The sequence below is a fragment of the Sporosarcina sp. P37 genome (assembly GCF_002109365.1).
Classification (GTDB): Bacteria; Bacillota; Bacilli; order Bacillales_A; family Planococcaceae; genus Sporosarcina.
In genome coordinates, this window is the sequence record NZ_CP015349.1 from 2,204,026 (window position 1) to 2,229,873 (window position 25,848).

General features: G+C 49.2%; 28 protein-coding genes. 22 read left to right on the forward strand and 6 right to left on the reverse strand.

Annotation, left to right across the window (positions count from 1 at the left end):
• Positions 1-7: 7 nt before the first annotated feature.
• The 7 genes from SporoP37_RS11315 to SporoP37_RS11345 all read left to right on the forward strand — a co-directional run bounded on the left by SporoP37_RS11315 (position 8) and on the right by SporoP37_RS11345 (position 5,909).
• Positions 8-487 (forward strand): GAF domain-containing protein, encoded by a 480-nt coding sequence (locus tag SporoP37_RS11315; protein WP_081243743.1) that lies wholly within the window; start codon positions 8-10, stop codon positions 485-487.
• Positions 468-1,550: a sensor histidine kinase gene (locus tag SporoP37_RS11320; RefSeq protein WP_085430988.1), complete on the forward strand. Its 1,083-nt coding sequence runs from the start codon at positions 468-470 to the stop codon at positions 1,548-1,550. The genes SporoP37_RS11315 and SporoP37_RS11320 overlap by 20 nt, the downstream gene beginning before the upstream one ends.
• Positions 1,531-2,181 carry a response regulator gene (locus SporoP37_RS11325; protein WP_081243745.1) on the forward strand — a complete coding sequence of 217 codons (651 nt, stop codon included), beginning with the start codon at positions 1,531-1,533 and terminating at the stop codon, positions 2,179-2,181. The genes SporoP37_RS11320 and SporoP37_RS11325 overlap by 20 nt, the downstream gene beginning before the upstream one ends.
• An 18-nt stretch (positions 2,182-2,199) precedes the next feature.
• On the forward strand, positions 2,200-2,733 hold the full coding sequence (locus tag SporoP37_RS11330; RefSeq protein WP_081243746.1) for a hemerythrin domain-containing protein: 534 nt from the start codon (positions 2,200-2,202) through the stop codon (positions 2,731-2,733).
• A gap of 69 nt (positions 2,734-2,802) precedes the next feature.
• Entirely contained in the window at positions 2,803-4,314 is a 1,512-nt protein-coding gene (locus tag SporoP37_RS11335; RefSeq protein WP_085430989.1) for an MFS transporter, read from the forward strand.
• 42 nt (positions 4,315-4,356) lie between these two features.
• Entirely contained in the window at positions 4,357-5,376 is a 1,020-nt protein-coding gene (locus SporoP37_RS11340) for a ThiF family adenylyltransferase (RefSeq protein ID WP_085430990.1), read from the forward strand.
• 11 nt (positions 5,377-5,387) lie between these two features.
• A complete protein-coding gene (locus tag SporoP37_RS11345; RefSeq protein WP_085430991.1) occupies positions 5,388-5,909 on the forward strand; it encodes a MogA/MoaB family molybdenum cofactor biosynthesis protein in 522 nt (173 codons plus the stop codon).
• Positions 5,910-6,025: 116 nt separating this feature from the next.
• Here SporoP37_RS11345 and moaC read toward each other — a convergent pair whose 3' ends face one another.
• Positions 6,026-6,517: a cyclic pyranopterin monophosphate synthase MoaC gene (moaC, locus tag SporoP37_RS11350; protein WP_085430992.1), complete on the reverse strand. Its 492-nt coding sequence runs from the start codon at positions 6,515-6,517 to the stop codon at positions 6,026-6,028.
• Between the two features lie 66 nt (positions 6,518-6,583).
• On the opposite strand from moaC, the gene SporoP37_RS11355 reads away from it, so the two are divergent.
• From SporoP37_RS11355 to SporoP37_RS11385, 7 genes are read left to right on the forward strand one after another with little or no spacing between them, the layout of a single operon-like run.
• A complete protein-coding gene (locus tag SporoP37_RS11355) occupies positions 6,584-7,840 on the forward strand; it encodes a molybdopterin molybdotransferase MoeA (RefSeq protein WP_085430993.1) in 1,257 nt (418 codons plus the stop codon).
• Entirely contained in the window at positions 7,828-8,307 is a 480-nt protein-coding gene (gene mobB, locus SporoP37_RS11360; RefSeq protein WP_085430994.1) for a molybdopterin-guanine dinucleotide biosynthesis protein B, read from the forward strand. The genes SporoP37_RS11355 and mobB overlap by 13 nt, the downstream gene beginning before the upstream one ends.
• Positions 8,304-8,750 (forward strand): molybdenum cofactor biosynthesis protein MoaE, encoded by a 447-nt coding sequence (locus tag SporoP37_RS11365; protein ID WP_081243753.1) that lies wholly within the window; start codon positions 8,304-8,306, stop codon positions 8,748-8,750. The genes mobB and SporoP37_RS11365 overlap by 4 nt, the downstream gene beginning before the upstream one ends.
• Positions 8,747-8,980, forward strand: a complete 234-nt coding sequence (moaD, locus tag SporoP37_RS11370; RefSeq protein WP_081243754.1) for a molybdopterin converting factor subunit 1 — start codon at positions 8,747-8,749, stop codon at positions 8,978-8,980. Before SporoP37_RS11365 ends, moaD begins: the two co-directional genes overlap by 4 nt.
• Positions 8,977-9,549: a molybdenum cofactor guanylyltransferase gene (gene mobA / locus SporoP37_RS11375; RefSeq protein ID WP_081243755.1), complete on the forward strand. Its 573-nt coding sequence runs from the start codon at positions 8,977-8,979 to the stop codon at positions 9,547-9,549. The genes moaD and mobA overlap by 4 nt, the downstream gene beginning before the upstream one ends.
• Entirely contained in the window at positions 9,546-10,565 is a 1,020-nt protein-coding gene (gene moaA, locus SporoP37_RS11380) for a GTP 3',8-cyclase MoaA (protein WP_081243756.1), read from the forward strand. Before mobA ends, moaA begins: the two co-directional genes overlap by 4 nt.
• A 13-nt stretch (positions 10,566-10,578) precedes the next feature.
• A complete protein-coding gene (locus SporoP37_RS11385) occupies positions 10,579-11,544 on the forward strand; it encodes a 2-hydroxyacid dehydrogenase (protein ID WP_085430995.1) in 966 nt (321 codons plus the stop codon).
• A gap of 91 nt (positions 11,545-11,635) precedes the next feature.
• Here the strand turns inward: SporoP37_RS11385 and SporoP37_RS16990 are convergent, their stop codons facing one another.
• Together SporoP37_RS16990 and SporoP37_RS11390 are read right to left on the reverse strand one after the other, a co-directional pair.
• Positions 11,636-11,800 (reverse strand): hypothetical protein, encoded by a 165-nt coding sequence (locus tag SporoP37_RS16990; protein WP_157118632.1) that lies wholly within the window; start codon positions 11,798-11,800, stop codon positions 11,636-11,638.
• 936 nt (positions 11,801-12,736) lie between these two features.
• A complete protein-coding gene (locus tag SporoP37_RS11390; protein ID WP_081243759.1) occupies positions 12,737-13,624 on the reverse strand; it encodes a TetR/AcrR family transcriptional regulator in 888 nt (295 codons plus the stop codon).
• 175 nt (positions 13,625-13,799) lie between these two features.
• Here SporoP37_RS11390 and SporoP37_RS11395 point away from each other — a divergent pair, with 175 nt between their 5' ends.
• Together SporoP37_RS11395 and SporoP37_RS11400 are read left to right on the forward strand one after the other, a co-directional pair.
• A complete protein-coding gene (locus SporoP37_RS11395) occupies positions 13,800-15,302 on the forward strand; it encodes a DHA2 family efflux MFS transporter permease subunit (RefSeq protein ID WP_081243760.1) in 1,503 nt (500 codons plus the stop codon).
• A gap of 80 nt (positions 15,303-15,382) precedes the next feature.
• Positions 15,383-17,236: a hypothetical protein gene (locus SporoP37_RS11400; protein ID WP_143565493.1), complete on the forward strand. Its 1,854-nt coding sequence runs from the start codon at positions 15,383-15,385 to the stop codon at positions 17,234-17,236.
• A 372-nt stretch (positions 17,237-17,608) separates the two neighbouring features.
• On the opposite strand, the gene SporoP37_RS16995 is transcribed toward SporoP37_RS11400, so the two are convergent.
• The gene (locus SporoP37_RS16995; RefSeq protein WP_157118633.1) at positions 17,609-17,788 is read right to left on the reverse strand and encodes a hypothetical protein; all 180 of its coding nucleotides are present in this window, start codon (positions 17,786-17,788) and stop codon (positions 17,609-17,611) included.
• 218 nt (positions 17,789-18,006) lie between these two features.
• Positions 18,007-18,150 (reverse strand): hypothetical protein, encoded by a 144-nt coding sequence (locus tag SporoP37_RS17000; protein WP_155961341.1) that lies wholly within the window; start codon positions 18,148-18,150, stop codon positions 18,007-18,009.
• Between the two features lie 19 nt (positions 18,151-18,169).
• Between SporoP37_RS17000 and SporoP37_RS17005 the strand changes: the two genes are divergently transcribed.
• The 5 genes from SporoP37_RS17005 to SporoP37_RS11420 all read left to right on the forward strand — a co-directional run bounded on the left by SporoP37_RS17005 (position 18,170) and on the right by SporoP37_RS11420 (position 23,249).
• Positions 18,170-18,325, forward strand: coding sequence for a hypothetical protein (locus tag SporoP37_RS17005; protein WP_157118634.1), 156 nt, complete (start codon positions 18,170-18,172; stop codon positions 18,323-18,325).
• A gap of 365 nt (positions 18,326-18,690) precedes the next feature.
• Positions 18,691-20,166: an aldehyde dehydrogenase family protein gene (locus SporoP37_RS11405; RefSeq protein WP_081243762.1), complete on the forward strand. Its 1,476-nt coding sequence runs from the start codon at positions 18,691-18,693 to the stop codon at positions 20,164-20,166.
• 25 nt (positions 20,167-20,191) lie between these two features.
• The gene (locus SporoP37_RS11410) at positions 20,192-21,340 is read left to right on the forward strand and encodes a saccharopine dehydrogenase family protein (protein WP_081243763.1); all 1,149 of its coding nucleotides are present in this window, start codon (positions 20,192-20,194) and stop codon (positions 21,338-21,340) included.
• 81 nt (positions 21,341-21,421) lie between these two features.
• On the forward strand, positions 21,422-22,030 hold the full coding sequence (locus SporoP37_RS11415) for a GNAT family N-acetyltransferase (protein WP_081243764.1): 609 nt from the start codon (positions 21,422-21,424) through the stop codon (positions 22,028-22,030).
• Positions 22,031-22,055: 25 nt separating this feature from the next.
• A complete protein-coding gene (locus SporoP37_RS11420; protein ID WP_081243765.1) occupies positions 22,056-23,249 on the forward strand; it encodes an acyl-CoA dehydrogenase family protein in 1,194 nt (397 codons plus the stop codon).
• 165 nt (positions 23,250-23,414) lie between these two features.
• On the opposite strand, the gene SporoP37_RS11425 is transcribed toward SporoP37_RS11420, so the two are convergent.
• Complete coding sequence (locus SporoP37_RS11425) at positions 23,415-24,296, reverse strand: SDR family oxidoreductase (protein WP_081243766.1); 882 nt, start codon at positions 24,294-24,296, stop codon at positions 23,415-23,417.
• Positions 24,297-24,449: 153 nt separating this feature from the next.
• Here SporoP37_RS11425 and SporoP37_RS11430 point away from each other — a divergent pair, with 153 nt between their 5' ends.
• Entirely contained in the window at positions 24,450-25,622 is a 1,173-nt protein-coding gene (locus SporoP37_RS11430; protein WP_085430997.1) for an aminotransferase class I/II-fold pyridoxal phosphate-dependent enzyme, read from the forward strand.
• Positions 25,623-25,848 lie beyond the last annotated feature (226 nt).

The following is a 25,848-nucleotide window of genomic DNA, read 5'->3' on the forward strand; positions in this document are numbered from 1 at the left end:
TAGGTCTATGACTGGACAACAGAGTTTTAATTTTCAACTGGCGATCGATGAACTGAAAGACACGTTACACGCGGATTTCATTGGATTAGCGCTTGTGGATTTGAAAAAACACCACTATGAATTGAAATGGCGGTACGTGGCGGGGAATATCAGTTTGCGCTACCGCCGGATTGTACTTCAGTCAGGCAAAGGGGTGGCGGGAATCGTCTTCAAGACGGGCAAGCCGATGGTAAACGAAAACGTAGAGAACTGTGTGAATGCAGGAGATCTGTATAATTACCCAATCATCGTATTCGAGAAGCTCAAAAGTTTTGGTGCGATTCCCCTGTTTCAAGATGATCATGTGCAAGGCGTGATCATGATCGGTTACCGTGAAGTGGACCGGTTGACGCCCGCCATATTTGAGCAGTTTAAGCAAACCGTCGGACCTCAATTCGGATCGTTTCACTTGAAGGAGCGATTAAAAGATGACGTTATTGAACAATGACCAGCTGACGAATCTTTTGCATACATTATACGACCGCACGACGGAGCCTATGTTCTTTTTTGGTGCGGAGGGTGAAATTATCTCGATGAACACAGCAGCACAACAAATTATTGAGCCATCACTCTATGAAAAGATGCTGCAAGGTGAGAAGGACGCTATTTGTCTGACGTGCCGCGGCTATACGAGTGAAGAAGAGCAAATGACATGTGTGGCGTGTTTCATGGAAAAACCGGAAAAAACGTTATCTTCATTTCAATTGTATCTGGAAACGAAAGATTTTGGCATACAGCCATACAGTGCGACGTACCAGTTTCTTGATGAAGAGCAAAAGATATCCGTGCTGATGCTGCGCAATCTGACGAAGCAAACACAGACATCGGAAATGCTTCACCAAAAACTGAGGATGCAGCAAGTGATTTTGGCGCAAGAAAATGAGCGCAAACGAATATCAAGAGAATTGCATGACAGTGTAGCGCAGGAAATGCTCAGTTCACTTGTAGATTTACGGGTCCTGAAGTATATGGGAATGAACGAAAAAGCGCTGGAGAAATTACGTCAGACAGAAGGTTCCCTGATGCGCCTGCTCGATGAAATCCGCCACCTGTCCGTTGAATTACGGCCGGCAGTGCTGGACGATTTCGGTTTGGAAGCGGCGTTCCGGACGCATATCAAAGGACTTGAGAAAAATTACGGCCTCTACGTTCATTTTGACTCGGAACTGGGAGATCAGCGCTACAACGGTGCAATAGAAACGGTTGCGTACCGTATTGGGCAGGAAGCGATTTTAAACGCCATGAAGTATGCCCATGTAGAAGATGTGTTTTTGACATTGAAAGAGACGGACGGCCATCTGCAAATTCAAATTTCCGATGAAGGCACGGGTTTTGACGTCAACGACTTCACGCCCCAGGGAACGGGTCTCGGTCTTTATGGCATGAAAGAGCGTGTGGAACTGGTGGGGGGAAGTTTGACAATCGTCTCCAGTCAGCAGGGAGGCACGACTGTCCAGGCTGATATTCCACTAAAAAAGGAGAGAGCAACGAGTGAAAATCATAATAGCTGATGATCATGCAGTCGTCCGCACGGGATTCATGCACATTTTGAATTTCCAGGATGATATGGAAGTCGTAGCAACGGCGGCAGACGGATTGGAAGCATATGAGCTGGTTGCCAAACACAGACCGGATATCATTTTACTGGATTTGAGCATGCCTCCCGGACAAAGCGGACTGATTGCGACCGGCAAAATTCATGAAGACTTTCCGGAAACGAAGATTGTTATTTTGACGATGTACGATGATGAAGAGTATATGTTCCATGTATTGAGAAACGGGGCATCCGGTTATATTTTGAAAAACGCGCCCGACGAGGAACTGCTGAATGCGCTTCGGGAAGTGTACGACGGCGGGACGTATGTCCATCCGTCGATGGCAACTTCGCTCGTGCGGGAGTTTGTGAAAAAAGGGCCGAAACAGACTGATGAAGATGATCCGTTCAAGATTTTATCCAAACGGGAAATCGAGATACTGCCATTGGTCGCGAAAGGTTACGGCAACAAGGAAATTGCGGAAATGCTTTACATTTCGGTCAAGACTGTAGAAGCGCATAAAGCGAAGATGATGGATAAGCTGCAGTTAAAGAGCCGTCCGGAACTGGTCGAGTATGCGCTGCGCAAGAAGTTTTTGAATTTCTGATTGAAGAGGTGAAGGTTGATGGTCAATCCGGGTTTTACGTATAGCCTGCCTGCGTTGCGCGTGCTGGAAAATGAACATCGTTTCCTGACGCATGAAATGAGTCAGTGGCATGCGATTGTACTGGACTTTGAGAACGGACGGTATAACCGTGAAGAAGGACTTAAAGCGCTCCAGCAATTGCGCAAGCTGATTGTTGAATTCATCGAGCCGTTGAAAAATCATACGGAAAAGGAAGAAGAATTCCTGTTTCCGATGCTGGCGAAGTATGTGGGCAATGATCAAGGACCAGTTCAGGCGGTGCAGGAAGAACACGACGAAATCGATGCATATATCGGACACTTTCTTCATCACACAAGAGGAGATTTATCGGCATTTACGCTCGAGATGATGCAAGACGTGGTGAAAGACGCAGGAGAAGCGTTTGAAGTGATCATGATTCACTTTGTGAAAGAAGAAAACGTTATTTTCCCGATGGTCATGTCAGTTTTGCGGGCGAAAGAGCAGGATGAATTATTCGATCAACTGTATACATCGATAGTACCAGAATCATAATCAGCAATTAGTAAAGAAATAAGAGTAGTTGGGTTGTTCAGTAACTAACTTCAGATTGGATGGATTCCTATGACACAAAAGATCCAGTTGCCGCTGCAAACGGCAAATCTAGTTGTCGGTTTCATGGTATGGGTGCTTATCTCTTCTTTACTGCCTTTTATCAGTGAAGATATTAGCATACCGCCTGAACGCGTGGCCATCATTACAGCAATCCCTGTAGTACTCGGTTCGATTCTGCGGATTCCGCTTGGCTATTATGCCAATGTGTATGGCGCGCGTGTAATGTTTTTTATCAGTTTCATCGTACTGCTGTTTCCTGTTTACTACATAAGTGAAACATCGACAGTGACAGGTTTATTGATCGGCGGTACGTTACTTGGGGTGGGCGGTGCGATTTTCTCTGTCGGTGTTACGTCATTGCCGAAATATTACCCTAAAGAAAAGCACGGACTCGTCAACGGTGTTTACGGAATGGGGAACATCGGGACGGCTATCACGACATTTTCTGCACCGGTGCTGGCAATGAAATTCGGCTGGTCGATGACTGTTAAAATGTATTTAGTGTTACTGCTTGTGTTCATTGCGCTAAACTTCTTCTTCGGTGACCGCAAGGAAGTAAAAGTGAAGGCGCCGATAGTGGATCAGATTAAAGGTGTCTATAAGAATGAGAAACTTTGGTTTTTCTCATTGTTCTATTTCATCACATTTGGTTCATTCGTGGCATTCACCGTTTTCCTGCCGAATTTCCTCGTCAACTATTTTGGCCTGGAGAAGGTCGACGCGGGGCTCCGGACAGCGGGCTTTATCGTCGTCGCGACGCTATTGCGGCCGGTAGGCGGCTGGCTCGGTGACAAATTCCAGCCGTTATTTTTATTAATGGGCTGTTTCGCTGGCTTGACTGCCGCGTCGATTGTCCTGGCATTTTCGCCGGACATCGCGATTTATACAGTCGGCAGTATCATGATCGCTGCAGCTGCAGGTATTGGAAACGGGGTTATCTTTAAATTAGTGCCGCTTTATTTCAGTAAACAAGCGGGTACGGTGAACGGGATTGTTTCGATGATGGGTGGTCTGGGCGGATTTTTCCCTCCTTTATTGCTCGCAACGATTTTCTCGATGACCGGATCCTATTCGATTGGTTTTATGGCGTTTTCACAAGTATCGCTCGTCAGCCTGGTACTGACGGTCTGGCTCTATTATATGGATCGTGCGAGCCTGTCGAAAGAAGTTTTTGACTCTACCGGACAGGGTATTCTTGTAACTGACCGAAACGGGAAGATCGTTTCAGTCAATCCGGCATTCACAAAGCTGACAGGATACAGCGAAGAAGAAGTGCTTGGCAAAAGTCCGAATATCCTCAGCTCCGGCAGGCATGATCGTGCGTACTATGATACGATGTGGAGCGCGATTGAAGAGCAGGGCATGTGGCAAGGTGAGATTTGGAATAAGAAGAAAAGCGGCGAAGAGTATTTGGAGTTCCTTTCCATCAGTGCCGTAACAGACGGGACGGGCGACGTCGTTCGCTACGTTGGTTCATTCAGCGATATCAGTCCCGAATCAAACGAAGGCAATCGGTCGTAACCGGTTGCCTCGCTTCTTGTCGAATGAAAGGAAGTAGATCAAGTGGAAAATCGATACTCAAGGCAGACATTATTTCAGCCGATCGGCACGCCGGGGCAGCGGCAGTTAGCAGATTCGCATGCGGTCATCATCGGCTGCGGCGCGCTCGGTTCGGCAATCTCTGAAACACTTGTGCGTGCAGGGATCGGCAAAGTGACACTCGCTGACCGCGATTATGTAGAAGCATCCAATCTGCAGCGTCAGCAATTATTTATTGAGACAGACGCGATAAACAGCGTGCCAAAAGTGGTGGCGGCAGAGCGCCGGCTGCGTGAAATCCGGGAAGACGTGGAAATCGTCACGGTCCTCGATCACGTGGATGGTCCGCTGCTCGAAGACATCGCATTGGGCGCAGACATTTTGCTTGATGCAACAGATAACTTCGAAACACGTTTGCTGATCAATGATGTTGCTTGGAAACTGAATACTCCCTGGGTCTACGGCGCTGTCGTCAGCAGTTCGGGCAGCGTCTTTCCTTTCATTCCGGGCAGAACACCTTGTTTCCGCTGTTTATTGCCGGTCATGCCGGCGGTCAATGAAACTTGTGATACAGTTGGGGTGATTGCGCCCGCTGTACAGATTTCGGCTGCACATCAAAGTGCGGAAGCAATGAAATGGCTGACAGGGAACGAGCCGGCCATGCGCACTAAACTTCTGCATTTTGATGTGTGGAATAATACATCCGTCGAAGCAGGAATCAGCCGTTTGAAAAATCCGCAATGTGAGACATGCGGCGAGCATCCGGTATATCCTGCCTTGCATCAGTCATCGGGCACGCAGTATGCAGTGTTGTGCGGACGTGATACCGTGCAAATCATTCCGGACGCCGGACGTGAATTGACTGTGGCGGACGGTGTGAAAGTCGCGGAACAATTGGGATCGAAATACAGGCAGACACCGTTTTTCGTGGAGTTTCATGCAGAAAACTACCGCTGTATTTTATTCGGTAACGGCCGGCTGCTGATCCACGGATTGAAAGATATGCGTGAAGGACGGAAAATCTATCATTCATTATTCGGTTAGGGGGATGGAACATGGAAGAAGCTCATTTGCCGCAAAAAGCGCGCAGGAAGTCTATAGCGGTTGCGGTGCTGACAATCAGTGATACGCGGACGAAGGCAGACGATAAGAGCGGCAAAATTATCCGGGAGAAGCTGCTTGATGCAGGACATGAAGTAAAGGACTATGAGATCTGTGCGGATGAGGGCGGGCATATCGAAGAGCAGCTTTCGAAATGGCTGTCAGATTCATCGGTTGATGCAATGATCTTCACAGGCGGAACAGGAATCGGTGCGCGCGATATTACCGTTGAAACGGTGACGCCACATTTCACGAAGCCGCTTGACGGTTTTGGCGAGTTGTTCCGGTTTTTAAGCTATACCGAAGATGTGGGGTCAAAAGCATTACTCAGCCGTGCCGCTGCAGGCACAATCGGCTTGCAGGCAGTGTTTTTGCTGCCGGGATCGTCAAAAGCCGTGACGCTTGCGATGGACAAACTGATCGTGCCCGAACTGCCGCATATTGTGCATGAGCTGCGGAAGCATCTGGAGACGTGATGCGCGGTGACGGGGGCGCGATTCTTCTGTGATATTGTGCGGTCCACAGGCAAAATAGCGCGATTCTCCAATGACATCGCGCAACACCCCGGCTCACAACTACAAGCGCGCGGCATTCAGTCCGCGCGCTGATAATCTCCGTTTTTACCGCCTGACTTATGCTGCAGCATGGTCGGTCCGATGACCATATCTTTGCCGGCTGCTTTGCACATATCGTAGATTGTCAGTGCGGCTGCAGAGGCGGCGGTCAGTGCTTCCATTTCGACACCGGTGACACCTTTTGTTTTGACTTCGGCTTGGATGTGCACTTCGTAATGCGAAGATTCCTCGTCAATTTTCCAGTCAAATCGAACGTCGACGCCTGTGAGCGGCAATGGATGGCACATCGGAATGATAGTGGACGTGTTTTTTGCGGCCATAATGGCGGCGACTTGCGCAACTGCAAAGACGTCTCCTTTTTTATTCGTGCCTTGGGTGATTTGTTCGTGAATCGATTGATTGACGATAATTGACGACGTCGCAATTGCGGTGCGAAGAGTTGTTTCTTTTTCGGACACGTCAACCATTTTGGCGCGGCCCTGTTCGTTAAAGTGTGTAAATTTGGACATGTTGATCATCCTTTCGTTTCATTTCATTGTACTCGTTCGTATAGAAAAAGAAAGTAGGAGATATACGTGGTAGAAATTCGTAAACCGATTCAAGTGGCAGAAGCCGTAGAACGTGTTATGAAAAATGTACATAGGCTGGAGACAGAAATCCTGCCGTTAGAAGATACCTATGGGCGGGTGCTGGCGGAGCCGATCGTGGCGAAGCATGATGTGCCGCCTTTTGACCGCTCGCCGTATGATGGTTTTGCGATCCGGGCAGCGGATTCTGCGGGTGCCTCGGGTGACGAACGGAAGGCATTCCGGGTGATTGGAGAAATCGGGGCCGGGCATGTGGCGGATCGTCCCATTGAAAAGGGAGAGTCATTCCGGATTATGACGGGCGCACTGATTCCTGAACAGGCAGATGCGGTCGTTATGCTTGAACAAACCGTAGAAAACGATGATGGATTTACATTGCGCAAACCGTTTGAAGCAGGCGAGAATATATCGCGCCGGGGTGAAGATGCGAAACAAGGTGAAACGCTGATTGAAGCAGGAACAGTTATTCATCCGGGGACGATTGCTTTGCTTGCGACGTTCGGTTATGCAGAAGTGCGTGTTGCTAAACGCCCTGTTGCCGGTGTGCTGTCAACAGGCACGGAATTGCTGGATGTCTCAGATGAACTGGAGCCGGGCAAAATCCGGAACTCTAATGGGCCGATGATTCGTGCACAGCTGACGCGGATGGGCATCGGGTATCGATCATACGGCATGATGGAAGATGATTTGGACGCATGCACTGACATGGTAAAGAAAGCGCTTCAGGAGACCGATCTGCTCATTACAACAGGCGGTGTGTCGGTCGGTGATTACGACTATCTGCCGGTGATCTATGAACGTCTCGGTGCGGAAGTGGTATTCAATAAAGTGGCGATGCGTCCGGGCAGTGTGACGACGGTTGCGGTTCTTGGGGACAAATTATTATTTGGTCTGTCGGGTAATCCGTCTGCGTGCTTTACAGGGTTCGAGTTGTTCGCGCGTCCTGCCATTCTTGCGATGATGGGCTGCACCGCTCCTTATATGCCGAAGATTCAGGCCGTGCTTGGCGAAGATTTCAAGAAAGCAAATCCATTTACACGATTCGTTCGAGCAAGCTGGGCGCTGACAGAGCAAGGAATCGTTGCGACGCCTGCCGGTTTTAATAAATCGAGTGCGGTATCTTCGATTGCGCGTGGTAACTGCATCATCGTTCTGCCGGGCGGCACACGCGGCTTTGAAAAGGGAATGCCGGTCGATGTTTTATTGCTTGGGGCTGAACAAGGTGTTGGGCGATGGGAACTGTGAAGACGCTGCATATTGTCGGCTTTAAGAACAGTGGAAAGACTACGCTCGTGTCACATTGGATCAGCGTTCTGAAACGCCGCGGATTGGATGTTGCCGTACTGAAGCATCACGGGCATGGCGGAGAACCGGAATTGCCCCCGGCGCACACTGACACGGTGCAGTTTCTTCAGTCAGGAGCTGTCTCGACCCTTGTGGCAGGCGGGGATATGATACAATTGATTCAAAATAAAGAACGTTCATTTGAACAGCTAAAGACACTGGCTTCGTCAGGCAAGCCGGATGTTTTATTAATAGAAGGTTATAAACAGGAAGCCGGGGAGAAAGTCGTGCTGATCCGTAATGAAGAAGAACGTAAGGAGCTGGAGTCACTGCCTGGAATTATCCAAACGGCGGACAGTGCGGATCTTTTTTCGGATATCACGCTGCTTGATAACTGGCTGCAAGAATGGGTGGAGGCGAGACAATGAAACGATTCGAAATTACAGACACGCCGATCAATGTGCAGAAGTACAGTGACCTCGTGCTGCATCCGGCAGCGGGTGCTGTGACGGTATTCACAGGACATGTTCGCGAGTGGACGCACGGCGTTCGGACGCTCTATCTTGCGTACGAAGCCTATGTGCCGATGGCGGAGAAGAAACTTGCTGAAATCGGCGCGGAAATGGAAGCGAAATGGCCGGGGGTCCAGGTGGCCATGGCGCATCGGATTGGCGAACTGAAGATATCGGACATTGCCGTTGTCATCGCAGTATCATCGCCGCACCGCAAAGAAGCGTATGAAGCGAATGAATACGCAATCGAACGCATCAAAGAAGTCGTGCCGATCTGGAAGAAGGAAATCTGGGAAGACGGCGAAGAATGGATCGGTGCACAGAAAAAATATCCAGAGAAAGGAAGCGGGTCGCAATGATTACAGTTCATTACTTTGCAAGGCTTCGGGAGTTGACGGGTAAGGGAGAAGAATTGTTGGATCAGGCTCCTTTGACAGTGGAAGAGTTACTGGACTGGGCGGAAGAGACGTACCCTGGTTTTGGCAAAGAAACGATCCATGTGGCGGTGAATGAAGAATACGCACGCAAAGAAGACATCATTCAGGCAGGAGATGTCTGCGCGTTCATTCCGCCAGTGAGCGGCGGATGAAAGAGACGGCCGGGATTTTACTGGCAGGCGGACAGTCTCGGCGCTTCGGCTCGCCTAAAGCGTTTGCGGTGCATGAAGGAAAATCATACTACCGCTATTCACTCGATGCATTGCATGCTTTTTGCGATGAAACGATCGTCGTGGCGCGTCCTGAATTCGCGGAATTATTTCCTGAAGCCGACCATGTGACGACGGATCTGGAAGCGTTTTCCGGCATGGGGCCTCTTGCGGGGATATTATCTGCCATGGAAACAGTGCCTGCACAGCGTTACGTCGTATTGCCGTGCGATATGCCGTTCATCGAGGCAGGAGTCATCGGGAAATTGCTCGATCTGCATAAAGGAGATGTATCGGCTGTAACTGTAGAAGGAAAACGTCATCCGCTCGTTTCGGTCTGGGAGTGCTACGTGAAACCGACAATACGGCAGGCGTTGCTGGACGGCAACCGCCGTGTCATGCACGTGCAGTCACAGCATGAAGGGCAATGGATTGAAGGGAATTTGCTGACAGATACACCCGGCATTACGTTTAAAAATGTCAATACGCCATGTGAATTGGAAAGGGGATGAAGAAGATGAATGCCATTGTAGATCAGCTTGGACGCCCGATTCGGGATTTGCGTATTTCTGTGACTGACCGCTGTAATTTCCGCTGCACATACTGCATGCCAAAAGAAATATTTGGTGATGATTTTACGTTTTTAGCAAAAAATGAACTGCTGTCATTTGAGGAAATAGAACGCTTGGCAAAGATTTTCGCCGATTTAGGTGTGAAAAAACTGCGTTTGACAGGCGGAGAGCCGCTGATGCGCCGTAATTTGCCTGAGCTGATCCAGAAGCTTCACGACATCGAAGGAATTGAAGACATCGGTCTAACAACAAATGCAGTGCTGCTCGGACAATACGCACAGCCGCTCTACGACGCAGGGCTGCGCCGTCTGAACATCAGTCTGGACGCATTGGACGCAGAACTGTTTGGCCAGATCAACGGCCGTGGCATTTCACCTGAACTCGTTCTCAAAAACATTCAAAAAGCACAAGACATCGGCTTTACGATCAAAGTAAATATGGTCGTGCAAAAAGGAGTCAATGAAAGTGAAATCCTTCCAATGGCCGACTATTTCAAGGAGCGCGGTATTACGCTGCGCTACATCGAATTCATGGATGTCGGAAATGACAATGGCTGGAGCTTTGAAAAAGTGGTCACGAAGAAAGAAATCTACGGCATGCTGGCTGCGAAATATGATATGGAGCCTGCAGAAGAAGACTACTACGGCGAAGTGGCAAAGCGCTATCGCTACAAAGGAACAAATTCAGAGGTTGGTTTCATTACCTCAGTTTCCGAATCTTTCTGCTCAACGTGCACCCGCTCACGGCTGTCGTCTGAAGGGAAGTTATACACTTGCCTTTTCGCTTCCGAAGGTTTTGACGTCCGGGAATTAATTCGCTCGGGAAAAACGAATGAAGAGTTATTCGATGCAATTGCGAACGTCTGGAGAGGCAGAAAAGACCGCTATTCCGATGAACGCACAGAGCAGACGGTGAAAAACCGTAAGAAAATTGATATGAATTATATCGGCGGCTAAAGGAGTGTTGTCTGTGAAACCAACAGTATATATTTGCCGGCAAATGCCGGAGGATGTCGTGGCGCCTCTTCGTGATCAGTACGAAGTGCGCATGTGGGAGTCTGCAAGTGAAGCGGTGCCGCGCGATGTATTGATGAAAGAAGCGGCATCAGCAGACGCACTGTGGACGGTCATTTCTGATCAAATTGATGAAGAAATACTGGACGCCGCCGCGGAATTAAAGCTAATTGTCAATATGGCGGTCGGCTATAATAATATCGACGTCAAAGCAGCGAACGCACGGGGCATAATCGTGACAAATACGCCAGATGTACTTACTGAAACGACAGCAGATCTCGCATTTGCTTTATTGATGGCAACAGCGCGTGATCTGATCGGTGCAGAAAACACACTGCGTGAAGGACGCTGGACGTCATGGGAACCGCTTGGATTTACGGGCACCGATGTTTACGGCGCCACTCTTGGCATTGTCGGCATGGGGCGGATCGGCGAAGCAGTGATGAGACGCGCGAAAGGATTTGACATGGACGTGCTTTATCATAACCGCAGCCGGAAGTCTGAAATGGAAGACATGTACGGCTGCCGCTATGCAGAGCTTTCCGATCTGCTCGCGGCATCAGATTTCGTACTTATTCTTGTGCCGTTCAATGAAGAGACGAAGGGCATGATCGGTGAGAAGGAACTGGCGCAGATGAAAGAGTCGGGAATTCTGATCAATGTGGCGCGCGGCGGGATTGTGGATGAAGACGCATTGTTCGATGCGCTGCGCACAAAGAAGATTCATGCGGCAGGGCTGGACGTTTTTGAAACGGAGCCTGTTCCGCTTGACCATCCGCTGCTGACGCTGCCGAACCTCACCGTGCTGCCGCATATCGGGAGTGCGACTGTAAAGACACGGAAGGCGATGATGAAGCGTAATGTGGAAGCGCTGCAGGCGTTTGCGCGTGGTGAGGAGCCGAATCATCAGGTGCAGGGGTAGGGCAGGCCGCTGCACGACTTTTTGTCGGGCGCTGAAGTTAGCGAGTGTCCGCTGTTAGGACCCGCGCCGGCGCGTGGGGGATTGCCTTTCGTCATGAGCCAGCTGGCGAAGAGCGTGCCAGTTGTCTCATGACTTCGGCCGACCCCGCAGTTGTGCCAGCGCTGCTGAGTGGGGGCAATTCAGGTTGTTGTTTAAAAGAGAAGAAGTTCAGTGACTTGTTGCCGACTGGCGTGTGCTTTGGCAAAAGACGTGTCATATTTTGCATCCCCTAACTGAACGGAGGCGCCTTACAAGCGGTCGGCGAAGTGATGAGACAGCCAGGCGCATTTCCTGTCTGGTTCATTGCGTAGCCATCCGCCAGCGCCGCAGTGGGTTCTATGCTGTTTAGGCTCTAGTGTTGGGATCGTTGCTCGACTAGTTGTCGGGGATTGGAGTTAGCGGGTGTCCACTGTTAGGACCCGCGCCGGCACGTGGGGGATTGCCTTTCGTCATGAGCCAGCTGGCGAAGAGCGCGCCAGTTGTCTCATGACTTCGGCCGACCCCGCAGTTGTGCCAGCGCTGCTGAGTGGGGGCAATCCAGGTTGTTGTTTAAAAGAGAAGAAGTTCAGTGACATGTTGCCGACTGGCGTGTGCTTTGGCAAAAGACGTGTCATATTTTGCTTCCCCCTAACTAAACGGAGGCGCCTTACAAGCGGTCGGCGAAGTGATGAGACAGCCAGGCGGTCTTCCTGTCTGGCTCATTGCGTAGCCATCCGCCAGCGCCGCAGTGGGTTCAATGACGTTATCCTTCTCCACTCACAATGTCGACAACCCGTGTAATCCAGTTACGATGCAAAAGAACAGAGCACAGTCTGAACTGCACTTGCCTGTCAATCCTCTAAAACCAGAAGCCAGAGTAACTTCCTCTAACTGAACGAAGGCGCCTTACAAGCGGTAGGCGTAGCGATGAGACAGCCAGGCGCACTTCCTGTCTGGCTCATTGCGGAAGCCATCCGCCAGCGCCGCAGTGAGTTCAATGCCGTTCTCCTTACTTCCTAACAATGATGGCAACTAGTGTCATCCTGTTAAGATGCACAAAAACAAATAAAGATCTGCGCAGTCATCGCAAGCAACACACCGGATCCAAAGCCGTTCACAAACCCAATAAAAAAAGACTGCCAAAGTCATTAAACGCTGACTTTGGCAGTCTTTTTTATGTTCGCCGCGACTTGTTAATATACAGCCAGACCGCTGCTGACAGTTCGATGGCCTGCAGTTGGCTCGGGCTGCCTTCGAAAGCTTGACGGAAGGAGCGCACGACGGACTCCAGCAGGTAGATTCGGGGCTGCTTTGCGGACAGTTCATCGAGCAGAAACTGACTGTACAATTTGCCTGCATCGTCACCGTCCGGCAGCTCGCCGATAAATGTCTTCAAGCTGTCGGTCAGCATCTCAGGCGTCATCGGATAAAACTCTGCGCCCGTCAGCATTTCTTCAATCAGATCCTCAGAAAGTAAATGCGCATCCTTCTTGACGATGTCCGGCACGATAACTTCCATCCGCTGCATAACAAATTCCACGATCCTTATCGTATCGATTTCTTCTGTCGAGGAGGTTTTCAAAGTGTTCAGCGAATGCTGAATGAAGCCGAAAACCAATGATGCGCAATCATAGGAGTAGGGCTTCACTTCTTCTCCGTAAACGTCAGTAAGCCGTTTGGCAAGCCATACGAGTTCGCGGAAATACATCTGCTTGACGAACAGCCGGAGTTCATCGTCGGGTGAATGGATAACCGTTTCAAAAAGTGATAGCAGATTCTGTTCGCGGTTCATAGTCAAACGGATTTCAATTTGTTTAGTGAGCAGAACGGGATCTGCCAAGTCTTTGCCGATCGCAAGTTCGTTTCGCCGTAAATAGCTTGCGTAATGAGCGTCGCGCAAAATAGCCATCAGGCATTCGTTCTTAGAAGAGAAGTAATTATAAAAAGTTCCCTTTGAAATCTGTGCTGCATTCAAAATGTCTTGAATCGAAGTAGTGTGAAAGCCGTTTTCTATGAACAGCAGTTTTGCGATATGTAAGACATGTTTTTTTCGGTCATTCATTGTTTATCACCTGTACATTAAATTTATTTTATACACCTTGTACAAATAGTATACTATTCTTTAAACACCCGTGTATCAACCTTTTTGTCTTTGGCGAATTTATTTCTTGAAATAAATGAACTGCCGGTATAAAATATGTATCTGACATATTTTATACGTGTTTTAGGAGGATGAAATGGCAGAATCAATAGAAATTAAGAAAATGCATGAAAAACCGCCTTATGGGATTATAGCGATTTTGTTTATTGGTGCATTTGTTGCGATCTTGAATAATACATTGCTGAATATTGCCTTGCCCGTCATTATGAAGGAGTTTTCCATTACTCCGTCAGCTGTTCAATGGCTGACGACAGGCTATATGCTTGTCAACGGGATTATGATTCCGGCGAGTGCATTTTTCATTCAGAAGTTTACGAACAGAAAAATCTTTATCACAGCAATGGTGCTCTTCTCGTTAGGGACGTTCCTTGCGATTGTCGCACCTACATTTTCATTGCTGGTTGTTGCACGGATGATTCAGGCATCGGGTTCAGCACTGATGATGCCATTATTAATGAATGTCATGCTGACGGCGTTCCCGGTTGAGAAACGGGGAGCGGCGCTCGGGATGTTCGGTCTGGTAATGTTCACTGCGCCGGCAATCGGGCCGACACTATCAGGTTATATCGTAGAGAACTATTCGTGGCGGACATTGTTTGAAATCGTCTTGCCCATTTCCGTGCTGACTTTGTTGCTGGCTATTTTTAAATTGAAGAACATTACGCCGAATCGTGATGTCCGTGTAAATGTTCTGTCGCTTATTCTGTCCAGTATTGGTTTCGGCAGTTTGCTGTATGGCTTTAGTTCTGCTGGGGAAAAGGGCTGGGGATCTCCGCTGGTATACGGCATGATTGCGCTGGGTACAGTGGCACTCGTACTGTTCATTCTTAGACAATTGAGCATGAAAGAACCGATGCTCGACTTCCGGATTTACAAATATCCGATGTTTGCGCTGGCTTCTGTCATCTCGATGGTGTTGGCTGTAGCGATGTTCTCCGGTATGATTTTGACGCCGCTGTATGTGCAGAACGTCCGCGGGATTTCTCCGCTCGATGCAGGGCTGCTGATGCTGCCAGGAGCAGTGCTGATGGGAATTATGTCGCCGATTACAGGCAGGCTGTTTGATAAATATGGGCCGCGTATGCTCGTCTACACAGGACTTGCCATTTCCGTCATCGCAACCTATTTATTCAGCCGCCTGCAGCTGGATACAGGGTACTATTATTTGATGGGACTGTATACGTTCCGGATGTTCGGACTGTCTATGGTCATGATGCCTGTTATGACGAATGGAATGAATTCCTTGCCGATGCACTCCAATCCGCACGGTACGGCAATGAATAATACATTGCAGCAAGTGTCCGGTGCCATCGGATCAGCATTGTTACTGACACTTATGACTGGCCGGCTGGATAAGTCGGCTGCTGCTCAGGCAAGTGAATTGGCGGCTTCGGGTGTGGATATTTCTGCGAAGGCTGAAGAAATTGAACGCATCGCGATGCTGGATGGAGTCAATCACGCATTCTTCATTTCAACAATCGTTACGCTTGGCGCATTGATATTGTCGCTGTTCATCCGACGGGTCATGCCGCCTAGTAATATACAGACTGATGAAGCTCTGGAAGAGTCTGAAAAGTAGAATAAGAGGGTCCGTATGCTGTGATGCATGCGGGGCTTCTTTTTTGTATGGTATAGTAAAAAGAAAAGGTTGTGTTCGATGTGATAGGGAATAAAGCAAATTGCCCGTGTGGAAGCGATGAGATCGTGGAGAACTGCTGCGGCAAAACGAATGAGCCGGGCACGAATCAAATTCGGGAAGAACTGAAGCGTGTACTGAACAGCTATTATGAAACAAAATTGTCGCCTTCAGAAATTCAAGTGCTTGAAGGATTGCTGAAAGAGTGGGGCGGACGTCTTGGTGAGTGGATGGAAGAAGAGGAGCTTGTGACGAATGTCAGCGATTATTATTTCTTCATCGTCCGGAAAGATCTTTGGAGACGCCACTTGGTCAAAGCACTGAACCGTACGCAAAATAAAGCAGTGCGCGCCATTTTGAAGAGCTGGCAGAACGCATTCATTACGTTTGCGGAAGTTACAGAAGCAAGTAAAGAAGTTTATTATATGAAGGAAATTCTTGGCGAAGGCGAGTATCTGCTGGCCAGAGAACCGGGAGAGCCGGAAGATGTGCGTGCAGTGCTGGCGATTGTTTTGGAGGAGTACCGCAATGACGAGCGCTGGGTCATGCCCATTTCAGCGATCGCAGTAAATCAGCATATGAGCGATGAAATGATCTCACGCGTACAGGCTATTGCGGAAAAAAGCGAGGAGAGCAACAGCTTCGAATTCTTTAAGAAGCATCTCGTGGATATTTATGAGGTGGTCTGTAAACTGGACGTGCAGACGTTATCCGATGTCGTCGAGCAGAACTTTACACCGCTGCAGCGGGAAGTAGTGGAAATACTCGATGCCAAGCTGGAAGAAGAGGAATTGTATCCAGGTGCCTATGAAATGCTGCTTTCATTACTTGCTTACTACTTTACCGATCAAAATCCGAAGTTCCGTAAGCCGGAAGTGCTGGCTGCAGCTGCATTCCAACTGGCTGTAGATACGACGATGATGCCAACAACATATACACAGGCAGAAGTTGCGAAAATGTTCGATGTTTCGGTGTCTTCATTCAGAAAGCACACAGATATACTCGCTGATAAAATTCAGAAATTGGAACAGATGATGGAAAAAAACAGTCCGCGTGCCCCGTATCATATAGGAACGGATCCGCTTGCAACTGAGCAAATGAATTGGCAAGTGCATCTGTTGTCTGCGAAAAATGAATTTGAAACGTTTGAAGAAGCCCAGGCGTTTATTCAGGAAGAGATTCAAAAGCCGTTCGAGCCGGAGAATCAGCAGCAGGAAGCGCAGATGCTTTGTTATATGGCGTATAATGCAGAAACGGATGAACAGCGCCGCGACTTTGCAGAGGGTGCCTATGGCGCGGACCCGACGAATGTCGATGCATTATTGCTGCAGACCGAGTTCACCGATTCCAAAGATGAGCAGGAGAAATTCTTCAAGCAGGCTGTTTTCTCGGGTGAAAAACAGTTTGACAACCGTGCGGAGAGCGCGTGGAATCTTGCGCCAAACCGTCCGTATTTGCGCGGTTTATTGCAGTACGGCATCTGGATGTATGAACAGGGCCGCTTTGCGGAGTCAAGCGAAATGTTCTTGCGTCTGCTGACGACGGATCTTTACGATCATCAGAACGCACGCTACCTGGCCATTTCCTCACTGATCCGTCAGGGAGAGATTGGACAAGCTGAGCAAGTGATGCAGGCGTGCGCTGAGATTTCTGAAGGTGACGCGGTGTACTGGTATTTGGCGTGGACGCTTGAGATGGAGAAAAACAAAGGTGAAAACACAGCCCGCGTTATGGAGTTGTTCGAGAAGGCGGAGCAGTTGAATCCGCATGTTGGTGCGTTGATACATACGTCGGCAAAGAAGTTCAGCTATCCGAGAAGTGTGGATCTGGTGCCGGGTACGCATGAAGAAGCGCATTATATTTGGTATTTACTATAATGAATCCAGCCGTCACGGCGAGTCAGTGTTGCTGACTTGCTGTGGCGGATTTTTTGTTGTTGGGTCGCTGCAGTTGGTGTGTTCAATGCTGTTCTGTCTCTATTTTGGGGCCGTTGCTCGAATTTTTTTCGGGGTTTGAAGTTAGCGAGTGTCCGCTCTTTGGACCCGCGCCGGCACGTGGGGGATTGCCTTACGTCATGAGCCAGCTGGCGGTAGTGCGCGCCAGTTGTCTCATGACTTCGGCCGACCCCGCAGTTGTGCCTGCGCTGCTGAGTGGATGCTATTCGCGTACTCTTTTAAAAGAGAAGAAGTGCAGTGACTGGTTGCCGACTGGCGTATGCTTTGGCAAATGATGTGTCTTAATTGCTCCCCCTAACTGAACGGAGGCGCCTTACAAGCGGTAGGCGTAGCGATGAGACAGCCAGGCGCACTTCCTGTCTGGCTCATTGCGGAAGCCATCCGCCAGCGCCGCAGTGGATCCAATGCCGTTCTGTCTTTGTTTTGGGATCGTTGCTCGACTAGTTGTCTGGGATTGAAGTTAGCAAATGTCACCTGTTAGGACCCGCGCCGGCACGTGGGGGATTGCCTTTCGTCATGAGCCATCTGGCGAAGAGCGTGCCAGTTGTCTCATGACTTCGGCCGACCCCGCAGTTGTGCCTGCGCTACTGAGTGGAGGCAAACCGAGTACTCTTTTAAAAGAGAAGAAGTGCAGTGACTACTAGACGACTAGCGTATGCTTTGGCAAATGACGTGTCATGTTTTGCTTCCCCCTAACTAAACGAAGGCGCCTTACAAGCGGTCGGCGAAGTGATGAGACAGCCAGGCGCACTTCCTGTCTGGCTCATTGCGTAGCCATCCGCCAGCGCCGCAGTGAGTTCAATGCCGTTTTGCTTCTCTAATAACAATGACGGCAACTGGTGTATTCCATTTTCGATGCAAAAGCAGAAAATCATCTGCACAGCACTTGCCCGTCACTTTTCAAAAATCAGTAGCCAAAGTGATTTCCGCTTACTAAACGGAGGCGCCTCCCAAGCGGTCGGCGAAGTGATGAGACAGCCAGGCGGTCTTCCTGTCTGGCTCATTGCGTAGCCATCCGCCAGCGCCGCAGTGAGTCCAAAGCCGTTTCGCTTCTCTGATCACAGAGACGTCAGCCCATGTAATCCAGTCGTGCTGCAAAAAAGCAGAAAGCGGACTGCATAGTACTTGCCCATTGCGTAGCCATCCGCTAGCGCAACAGTGAGTCCAAAGCCGTTTCGCTTCTCTGATCACAAAGACGTCAGGCTATGTAATCCAGTTCTGATGCAAAAACCAGAAACCGTCTTCAATGTACTCGCCCATACCATATAAAATCCCAGTAATACCTCCAGCTTTAAAGGAATAGGATGGTATATTGTCGAAGAAATCTAGTAGAGACAAATTACGAAAACTATACCAAACAGAGAGGGGCAATACACATGAAACTGACTAACTATATCGGCGGCGTCTGGCAGAAGGAAGCGGCTCGCTATACCGCCGTACTCAACCCGGCGAACGGAGAAGAACTGGCGCAAGTTCCGCTGTCTTCAGATGAAGAGGTGCGGCAGGCGGTGGCTGCTGCTAAAAAAGCGCAGAAAAAATGGGCGCTGGTTCCGGCACCGAAACGTGCAGATTATCTCTATGAAATCGGACGGCTGATGAAAGACAGAAAAGAACACCTCTCGCAAGTATTGACGAAAGAAATGGGTAAAGTAATAGAAGAGGCGCGCGGTGAAGTGCAAGAGGGAATTGACATGGCGTTCTATATGGCAGGAGAAGGCCGCAGACTGTTCGGCGAAACAGTTCCGTCCGAGCTGCAAGATAAATTTGCGATGAGCGTACGTGCCCCAATCGGCGTAGTCGGGCTCATCACCCCATGGAATTTCCCGATTGCCATCGCCACGTGGAAATCGTTCCCGGCAATCGTCGCGGGCAATACGTTCGTTTGGAAACCGGCAACGGAAACGCCGCTGATGGCGCACGAAATGTCATTGATTTTTGAAGAAGCGGGCTTGCCGCATGGCGTAGCGAACATCGTCTATGGCTCAGGAAGTGATGTTGGTACTGCGCTGATCGAACATCCCGACGTGCGCGTTATTTCCTTTACGGGTTCAACCGAAACGGGCCGTCATGTCGCGGAATTGGGCGGGCGTCATTTGAAAAAAGTATCGCTGGAAATGGGCGGAAAAAACGCGGTCATCGTAATGGATGACGCGGATCTTGAGCTGGCGGTTGAAGGGATTTTGTGGAGCGCATTCGGTACGGCAGGACAGCGCTGTACAGCCTGCAGCCGTGTCATCGTACATGAAAAGGTAAAAGAAGAGCTGCAGAAACGTCTCGTCGAAAGCATGAAAGAACTGACGATGGGCGACGGACTGGATGAAACAGTAAAAGTCGGTCCGGTGATCAATGAAAAAGCATTGAAGAAAATAGAAAAGTATATTGAAATCGGCAAAGAAGAAGGGGCGATTCTAGCTGCGGGCGGAAATGTCTTGCGTGACGGTAAATTTGCGGACGGCCATTACTTCGAGCCGACTCTTTTCGCAGACGTTGCATGGGACAGCCGCCTGGCGCAGGAAGAAATATTTGGACCTGTCGTTTCATTGATTACAGTCGGCAGTCTGGATGAAGCAATCGAAGTGAATAACAGCGTCGCATATGGCCTGTCAAGTTCCATTTTCTCGCAGGATGTCAATAAAGTATTCCGTGCGCAGCGCGATCTGGATACAGGAATCGTCTATATCAATGCGGGAACGACAGGTGCAGAAATTCATTTGCCGTTTGGCGGAACGAAGGGTACGGGGAATGGACACCGTGACTCGGGTGTCGCCGCGCTGGACGTCTTTACGGAATGGAAGAGCATTTACGTCGATTACAGCGGGAAATTGCAGCGCGCGCAGATCGATACGGAGTGAACTAACAGGAAGAAGGGATGAGCAAATGAGAGTTGTCGTATTAGGTGCAGGATTAATGGGGAAAGAAGTTGTTCGCGACTTAGTGAAGCAGGACGAAGTGAAAAAAGTGTATCTCGCTGACCGGGCAATCCGGCAGGCAGAAGATTTCGCGGAGCAGCTGATGAATGAAAAGCTCGATATTTTATTGCTGGATGCCAACAATGAAGTGCAGCTGAGCGATGTCATCGGACTTGGTGATATCGTGGTCAACGCCCTGTTCTATACATTCAATGAACAGGTTGCCCGCTGCGCGGTGGAACGCGGGGTGCACGTTGTTGATCTGGGCGGCCATATCGGCGGAGCGACGGAAAAAGTTCTGTCTCTGCATGAACAGGCAGCGGCTAAAGGTGTGACACTCATTCCCGATCTCGGTGTGGCGCCGGGCATGATCAATATTTTATCAGGGTACGGCGCGTCGATGCTTGATGAAACGCAGTCGATCAGACTATTTGTCGGCGGTGTGCCAGTTGATCCGAAGCCTCCGCTGAACTATAACGTTGTTTTTTCATTGGAAGGTTTATTCGATCATTACACGGATTCCTCGCGGGTCATCCGGGAAGGAAAGGTGCTGGAATTGCCTTCATTATCGGAAGTAGAAGCGCTTGAATTCGATGGCTATGGCATGATGGAAGCTTTCCATACGTCAGGCGGCACATCGACGCTGCTTGAGTCATTCCCTGACGTTGAAACGCTGGAATATAAGACGATTCGCTATCCCGGTCACGCAGAAAAAATTCAAGTGCTCGTGGATTTAGGTCTGCTGTCGCGGGAACCGGCCATCCAAGTCGACGGGAAACCGCTGCGCGTGCGCGATGTCATGCTCGCCCACTTGACGCCGCAATTGCGTCTTGGTGATCAATCGGATGCCGTATTGCTCCGAGTCATTGTTGGCGGGAAAAAAGATGGCGTGGAACAAACGGTAACATTCAATATGATTACTGAAAAAGACCAGTCAATTAATGAAACGGCAATGGCACGTGCGACAGCCAACACCATTTCGGTTGTAGCGCAAATGATCGGCAATGGTGTCATTACGAAAAGAGGTGCGTATCCGCCTGAAAAAGTCGTGCCGGGTGAACGATATATTGAAGAAATGAAGAAACGCGGAGTTGTCATTGACGTACAACGGGCCTGATCACGTATATACTAGAGATAAGCGTGGATCTAGCTCTCAGCGAACCATTTCCTCGTGTATTTTATAAGGAGTGGCACGAACATGAACAAACAAACTCTCAACACACAACAAATGGGATTACAGCATCTGGCAACGAATCGAAGAACAGTAAATAAATTATTCGAATTTGTTTTGGTGGACTTCGAATTTTTGGACCACATCCCTTTTCCCATCATGCGGTCAGCATTGAAGAAAAAGATATTGCATGCTGTGTATTTAACGGATGGAATAAATGTATACGGCTATGCGATTTACCAGCGTATTCCGAAATACGGCGGCATTCATGTGCTGTACTTGGCGATTGCGCCTGATTATCGTTCATTCGGACTGGGCAGTATCCTGCTGCAGCGTCTGAACGCTATGTCGCCCGAAGGAATTTTATTGGAAGTGGAAGATCCGGACTTTGCGAAGAATGAAAGTGAATTGTCCGTCCGTACGCGGCGCATAGCATTTTACGAACGCAACGGGCTGATGCTCAACAAAACGGTGAAACTGACAAACTTCAAACATCCGTTACTGTTGATGACGAGTACAGAGCTGCCGCCATTGAACGGACGCAGTTTCCGGCAGTTCTATCGGCAGTTGTATAATCGTGTGTATCGCGTGCCAATCGGAAAGATTGCGATAAATGCACGTGTTGTAAAAGAATAGTTTCATTGTAAAGGAGGACACGAAGATGGACTTTACATTTACAGATGAACAAAAAATGCTGCGAAAGACAGCCAGGCAGTTTGTCGATGCCGAAATTATGCCGCATATCGCGAAGTGGGATGCGCAGGGAAGCTTTGATCCGGTGATTTGGAAACGGCTCGCGGACCTCGGTTTTATGGGTGTCTGTGTACCGGAGAAGTATGGCGGCAGCGGCATGGACTATAATTCATTGGCAATTTTATGCGAGGAACTGGAGCGTGGTGACACGGCATTTCGAACGGCGGTTTCTGTGCATATCGGTTTGAATTGTATGACACTGATGCAGTGGGGAACGGAAGAGCAGAAGCAAAAGTATTTGGTGCCACAGGCAAAAGGCGAGAAAGTCGGTGCATTTGGACTGACGGAACCAGGTGCAGGCTCAGATGTTTCTGCAATTCAGACACACGCGGTTCGTGACGGCAGTGACTATGTGTTAAACGGACAGAAAACCTGGATCTCGCTCTGTGATTCGGCAGATCATTTTCTTGTTTTCGCCTATACCGATAAATCCAAAAAGCATCACGGCATCAGCGCATTTATTGTGGAACGGACGATGCCCGGATTTTCGTCGAAAGCAATAAAAGGAAAATACGGAATCCGTTCGGGCAATACAGGGGAATTATTTTTTGAAGATGTCCGTGTGCCGGCAGAGAACTTGCTCGGAGATGAAGGAGAAGGCTTTAAAATTGCTATGTCGGCGCTTGATAATGGACGCTTTACTGTGGCAGCAGGAGCCGTCGGGCTATTATATGCCTGTCTGGAAGCGAGCATAGAGTATGCGTCGGCACGTGAAACTTTCGGCAAGAAGATCGGGGAGCATCAGCTCGTGCAGCAAATGATTGCGAAGATGGAAGCCGGTTACCAAATGAGCCGTCTGCTTGTATATCGGGCAGGTGAACTGAAAAACAGCGGGCTGCGTAATACACGTGAGACCTCCCTTGCGAAATGGCAGGCATGTGATTTTGCCAATCAGGCTGCAGACGATGCGGTGCAGATTCACGGCGCATATGGCTATTCAGATGAGTATCCCGTTGCGCGCTATTTACGGAATTCCAAAGCACCGGTTATTTACGAAGGCACACGTGAAATTCATACAATCATGCAAGCAGATTATGTGCTGGGAAAACGAAGTGATAAGAAACTGCATCGCATGCTGCCGAAATGGCCGTTTGAGGGATGAGGGTAAATGTAAAAGCTATCCAGATCGCCAGTTTTTGGCGTTCCGGATAGCTTTTTAAAATTCTTAAAGTGTGATAAATGCGCGGTGTTTGACTGTATTGTCGCGGTGCCCCGGATCAATGGCGCGACCCGGCAACTCTGCCGCCAATACAGTCACTGCAATAACTCAAGATCCGACAAAATCGCCGCCGTCAACGTGGATGGTCTGTCCTGTCATATAGCTCGAGTCCTGTGAAGCGAGAAATACATAGGCCGGTGCATTTTCAGCCGGCTGTCCGCGGCGTTTCATCGGTGTGTCTGCGCCGTGTTCTGCCACGGTTTTTGCATCAAATGTCGCCGGGATGAGCGGTGTCCAGATAGGTCCCGGTGCCACGGCGTTTACACGGATTCCTTTATCCGCAAGATTGAGCGCAAGGGAGCGTGTGAAGCTGGTGATCGCGCCTTTTGTTGCTGAATAGTCCAGCAGGCCGGGTGATCCGTTGTAAGCCGTAATGGAAGACGTGTTGACTATGCAGTCGCCTTTCTTCATATGCTTGACCGCTGCTTTTGACAGCAGGAACAAGCCGAAGAAATTCGTCTCAAATGTTTCTTTCAGCTGCTCTTCGGTAATATCTTCGATAGTATCCTGCGGGAACTGTTTTCCTGCATTATTTACAAGTATATTAAGCCCGCCAAAATCGTTCAGAACTTGTTCGATCAGCTGTTTGCAGTTTTCTTCTTTGCTGACATCGGTTTGATATTTTTTCGCTTTTCCGCCGTATTTTTCGATTAATTCAATCGTTTTATCGGCGTCTTCGTCTTCTTGATCAGCAAGATAGGCAATTGCAACATCCGCGCCTTCTTTTGCATAAGCTACTGCGACGGCGCGGCCGATTCCGCTGTCGCCTCCTGTGATCAGTGCCGTTTTGCCTTTAAGTTTATCCGCTCCTTTGAAATCAGGGTCATCATAAATAGGGGCAGGGTGCATTTCATTTTCCACACCAGGCTGTTCAGATTGCGTTTGTCCGTCAACTTGTCCATCAATTTTTTCATATTTATCTTTACTCACATGATGTCCTCCTTTAGATATTCTACAAAAAGTATTCCCGGATAGTCTTTGAACAAACATACGAATTGTTTGCAGAAACTTTTTTCGGATTGGCAGTTTGCGTGATATACTAAAGTTATTAACTATTCTATAACAGCTAAGGAGCGTGTCTTCATGAATTTTCAACCTTCCAAAAAAATGTCCATCTTCTCACCCGCGATCTTCGGTGATCTGAAAGCAGCTGCAGCGGAAAAACGAGCTGCAGGCGCTGCGGTCGTCGATTTAAGTCTCGGCAGTCCGGATCTTCCGCCTGACGAGCGCGTTCGGCAGGTGCTGTCTGAGCAAAGTGCTTTGGCTTCATCTTACGGCTATACACTTGGGGGGACGAAGCGGTTCCATGAAGCTGTCGCAAATTATTATAAACGACGTACAGGTGTCGTCATTGATCCAGACACGGAAGTCCTGCAGACGATGGGTTCCCAAGAAGGACTCGTGCATTTGCCGTTTGCTTTTTGCGATGAAGGGGACTATGTCCTGACAACTGATCCTGCCTACGTTGCGTATGATGCAGGGATCAAACTGGCAGGTGCTGTGCCGTACTACATGCCGCTGCTTGCCGAAAACGGGTTCTTGCCGGATCTGAATAACGTGCCGGAAGACGTCCTAAAAAAGACGAAACTGTTAATCCTTAACTTGCCGGGCAATCCAGTGCCCGCCATGCCGAGTGAAGCATTTTTCAAAGAAGTCGTTGCATTCGCGAAAAAACGCGGTATTATCGTGCTTCATGACGCGGCGTATTCGGAGTATTATTTCACTGGGGACCGTCCGGCGAGTTTCTTAACGACGCCGGGTGCTATGGAAGTCGGCATGGAAATCAATTCGCTGTCGAAAAGTTTCAGTCTGGCAGGCGCGCGCATTGCGTACTTCGTCGGCAACGCTAATATGCTGAAAGTGCTTCGTGAATTGAAATCAAATCTCGACTACGGCACATTCGGCCCGATCCAGGAAGCGGCGGCTGTCGCGCTTGATCACGGCGAAGAAATCACCGACCGACTGCGCGAAGAGTTTTCAAAGCGTCACCGCGCGTTAATGAACGGACTCGCAACTCTGGGCTGGGAAACTACCCCTTCTGAGGGCGGCATGTTCGTCTGGGCAAAATATCCTTACGATATTGACGACAAAGAATTCGTCTTTGAAGCAATCAAACAAGCAGGCGTTGTCATGGTGCCTGGAAGTATTTTTGGTGCCGCCGGGCAGGGATATGTCCGCATTGCGCTTGTACAGAAAGTTGAATTGATTGAGCAGGCGATCGAACAGCTCGGGAAATTATCTATCGTTACTGCATAATTACACTCAAGGAGAGCGGGAATCAACTGCTCTTCTTTTTTTATCGATAAAGCACACAAATAAAACGAGGGCTTCTTCTAAAAGCAAACAATCGATGCCGTTCACATCAGACTTGAACTAAAAGGTTAGCTGAATGAACTGTGAGAGTTGCTTCCGCACGAGACATTCGGTACGTAATGCAGATGGTGACAGACAATGAGAAAGTTGAGTGAAATTGCAGTAACTT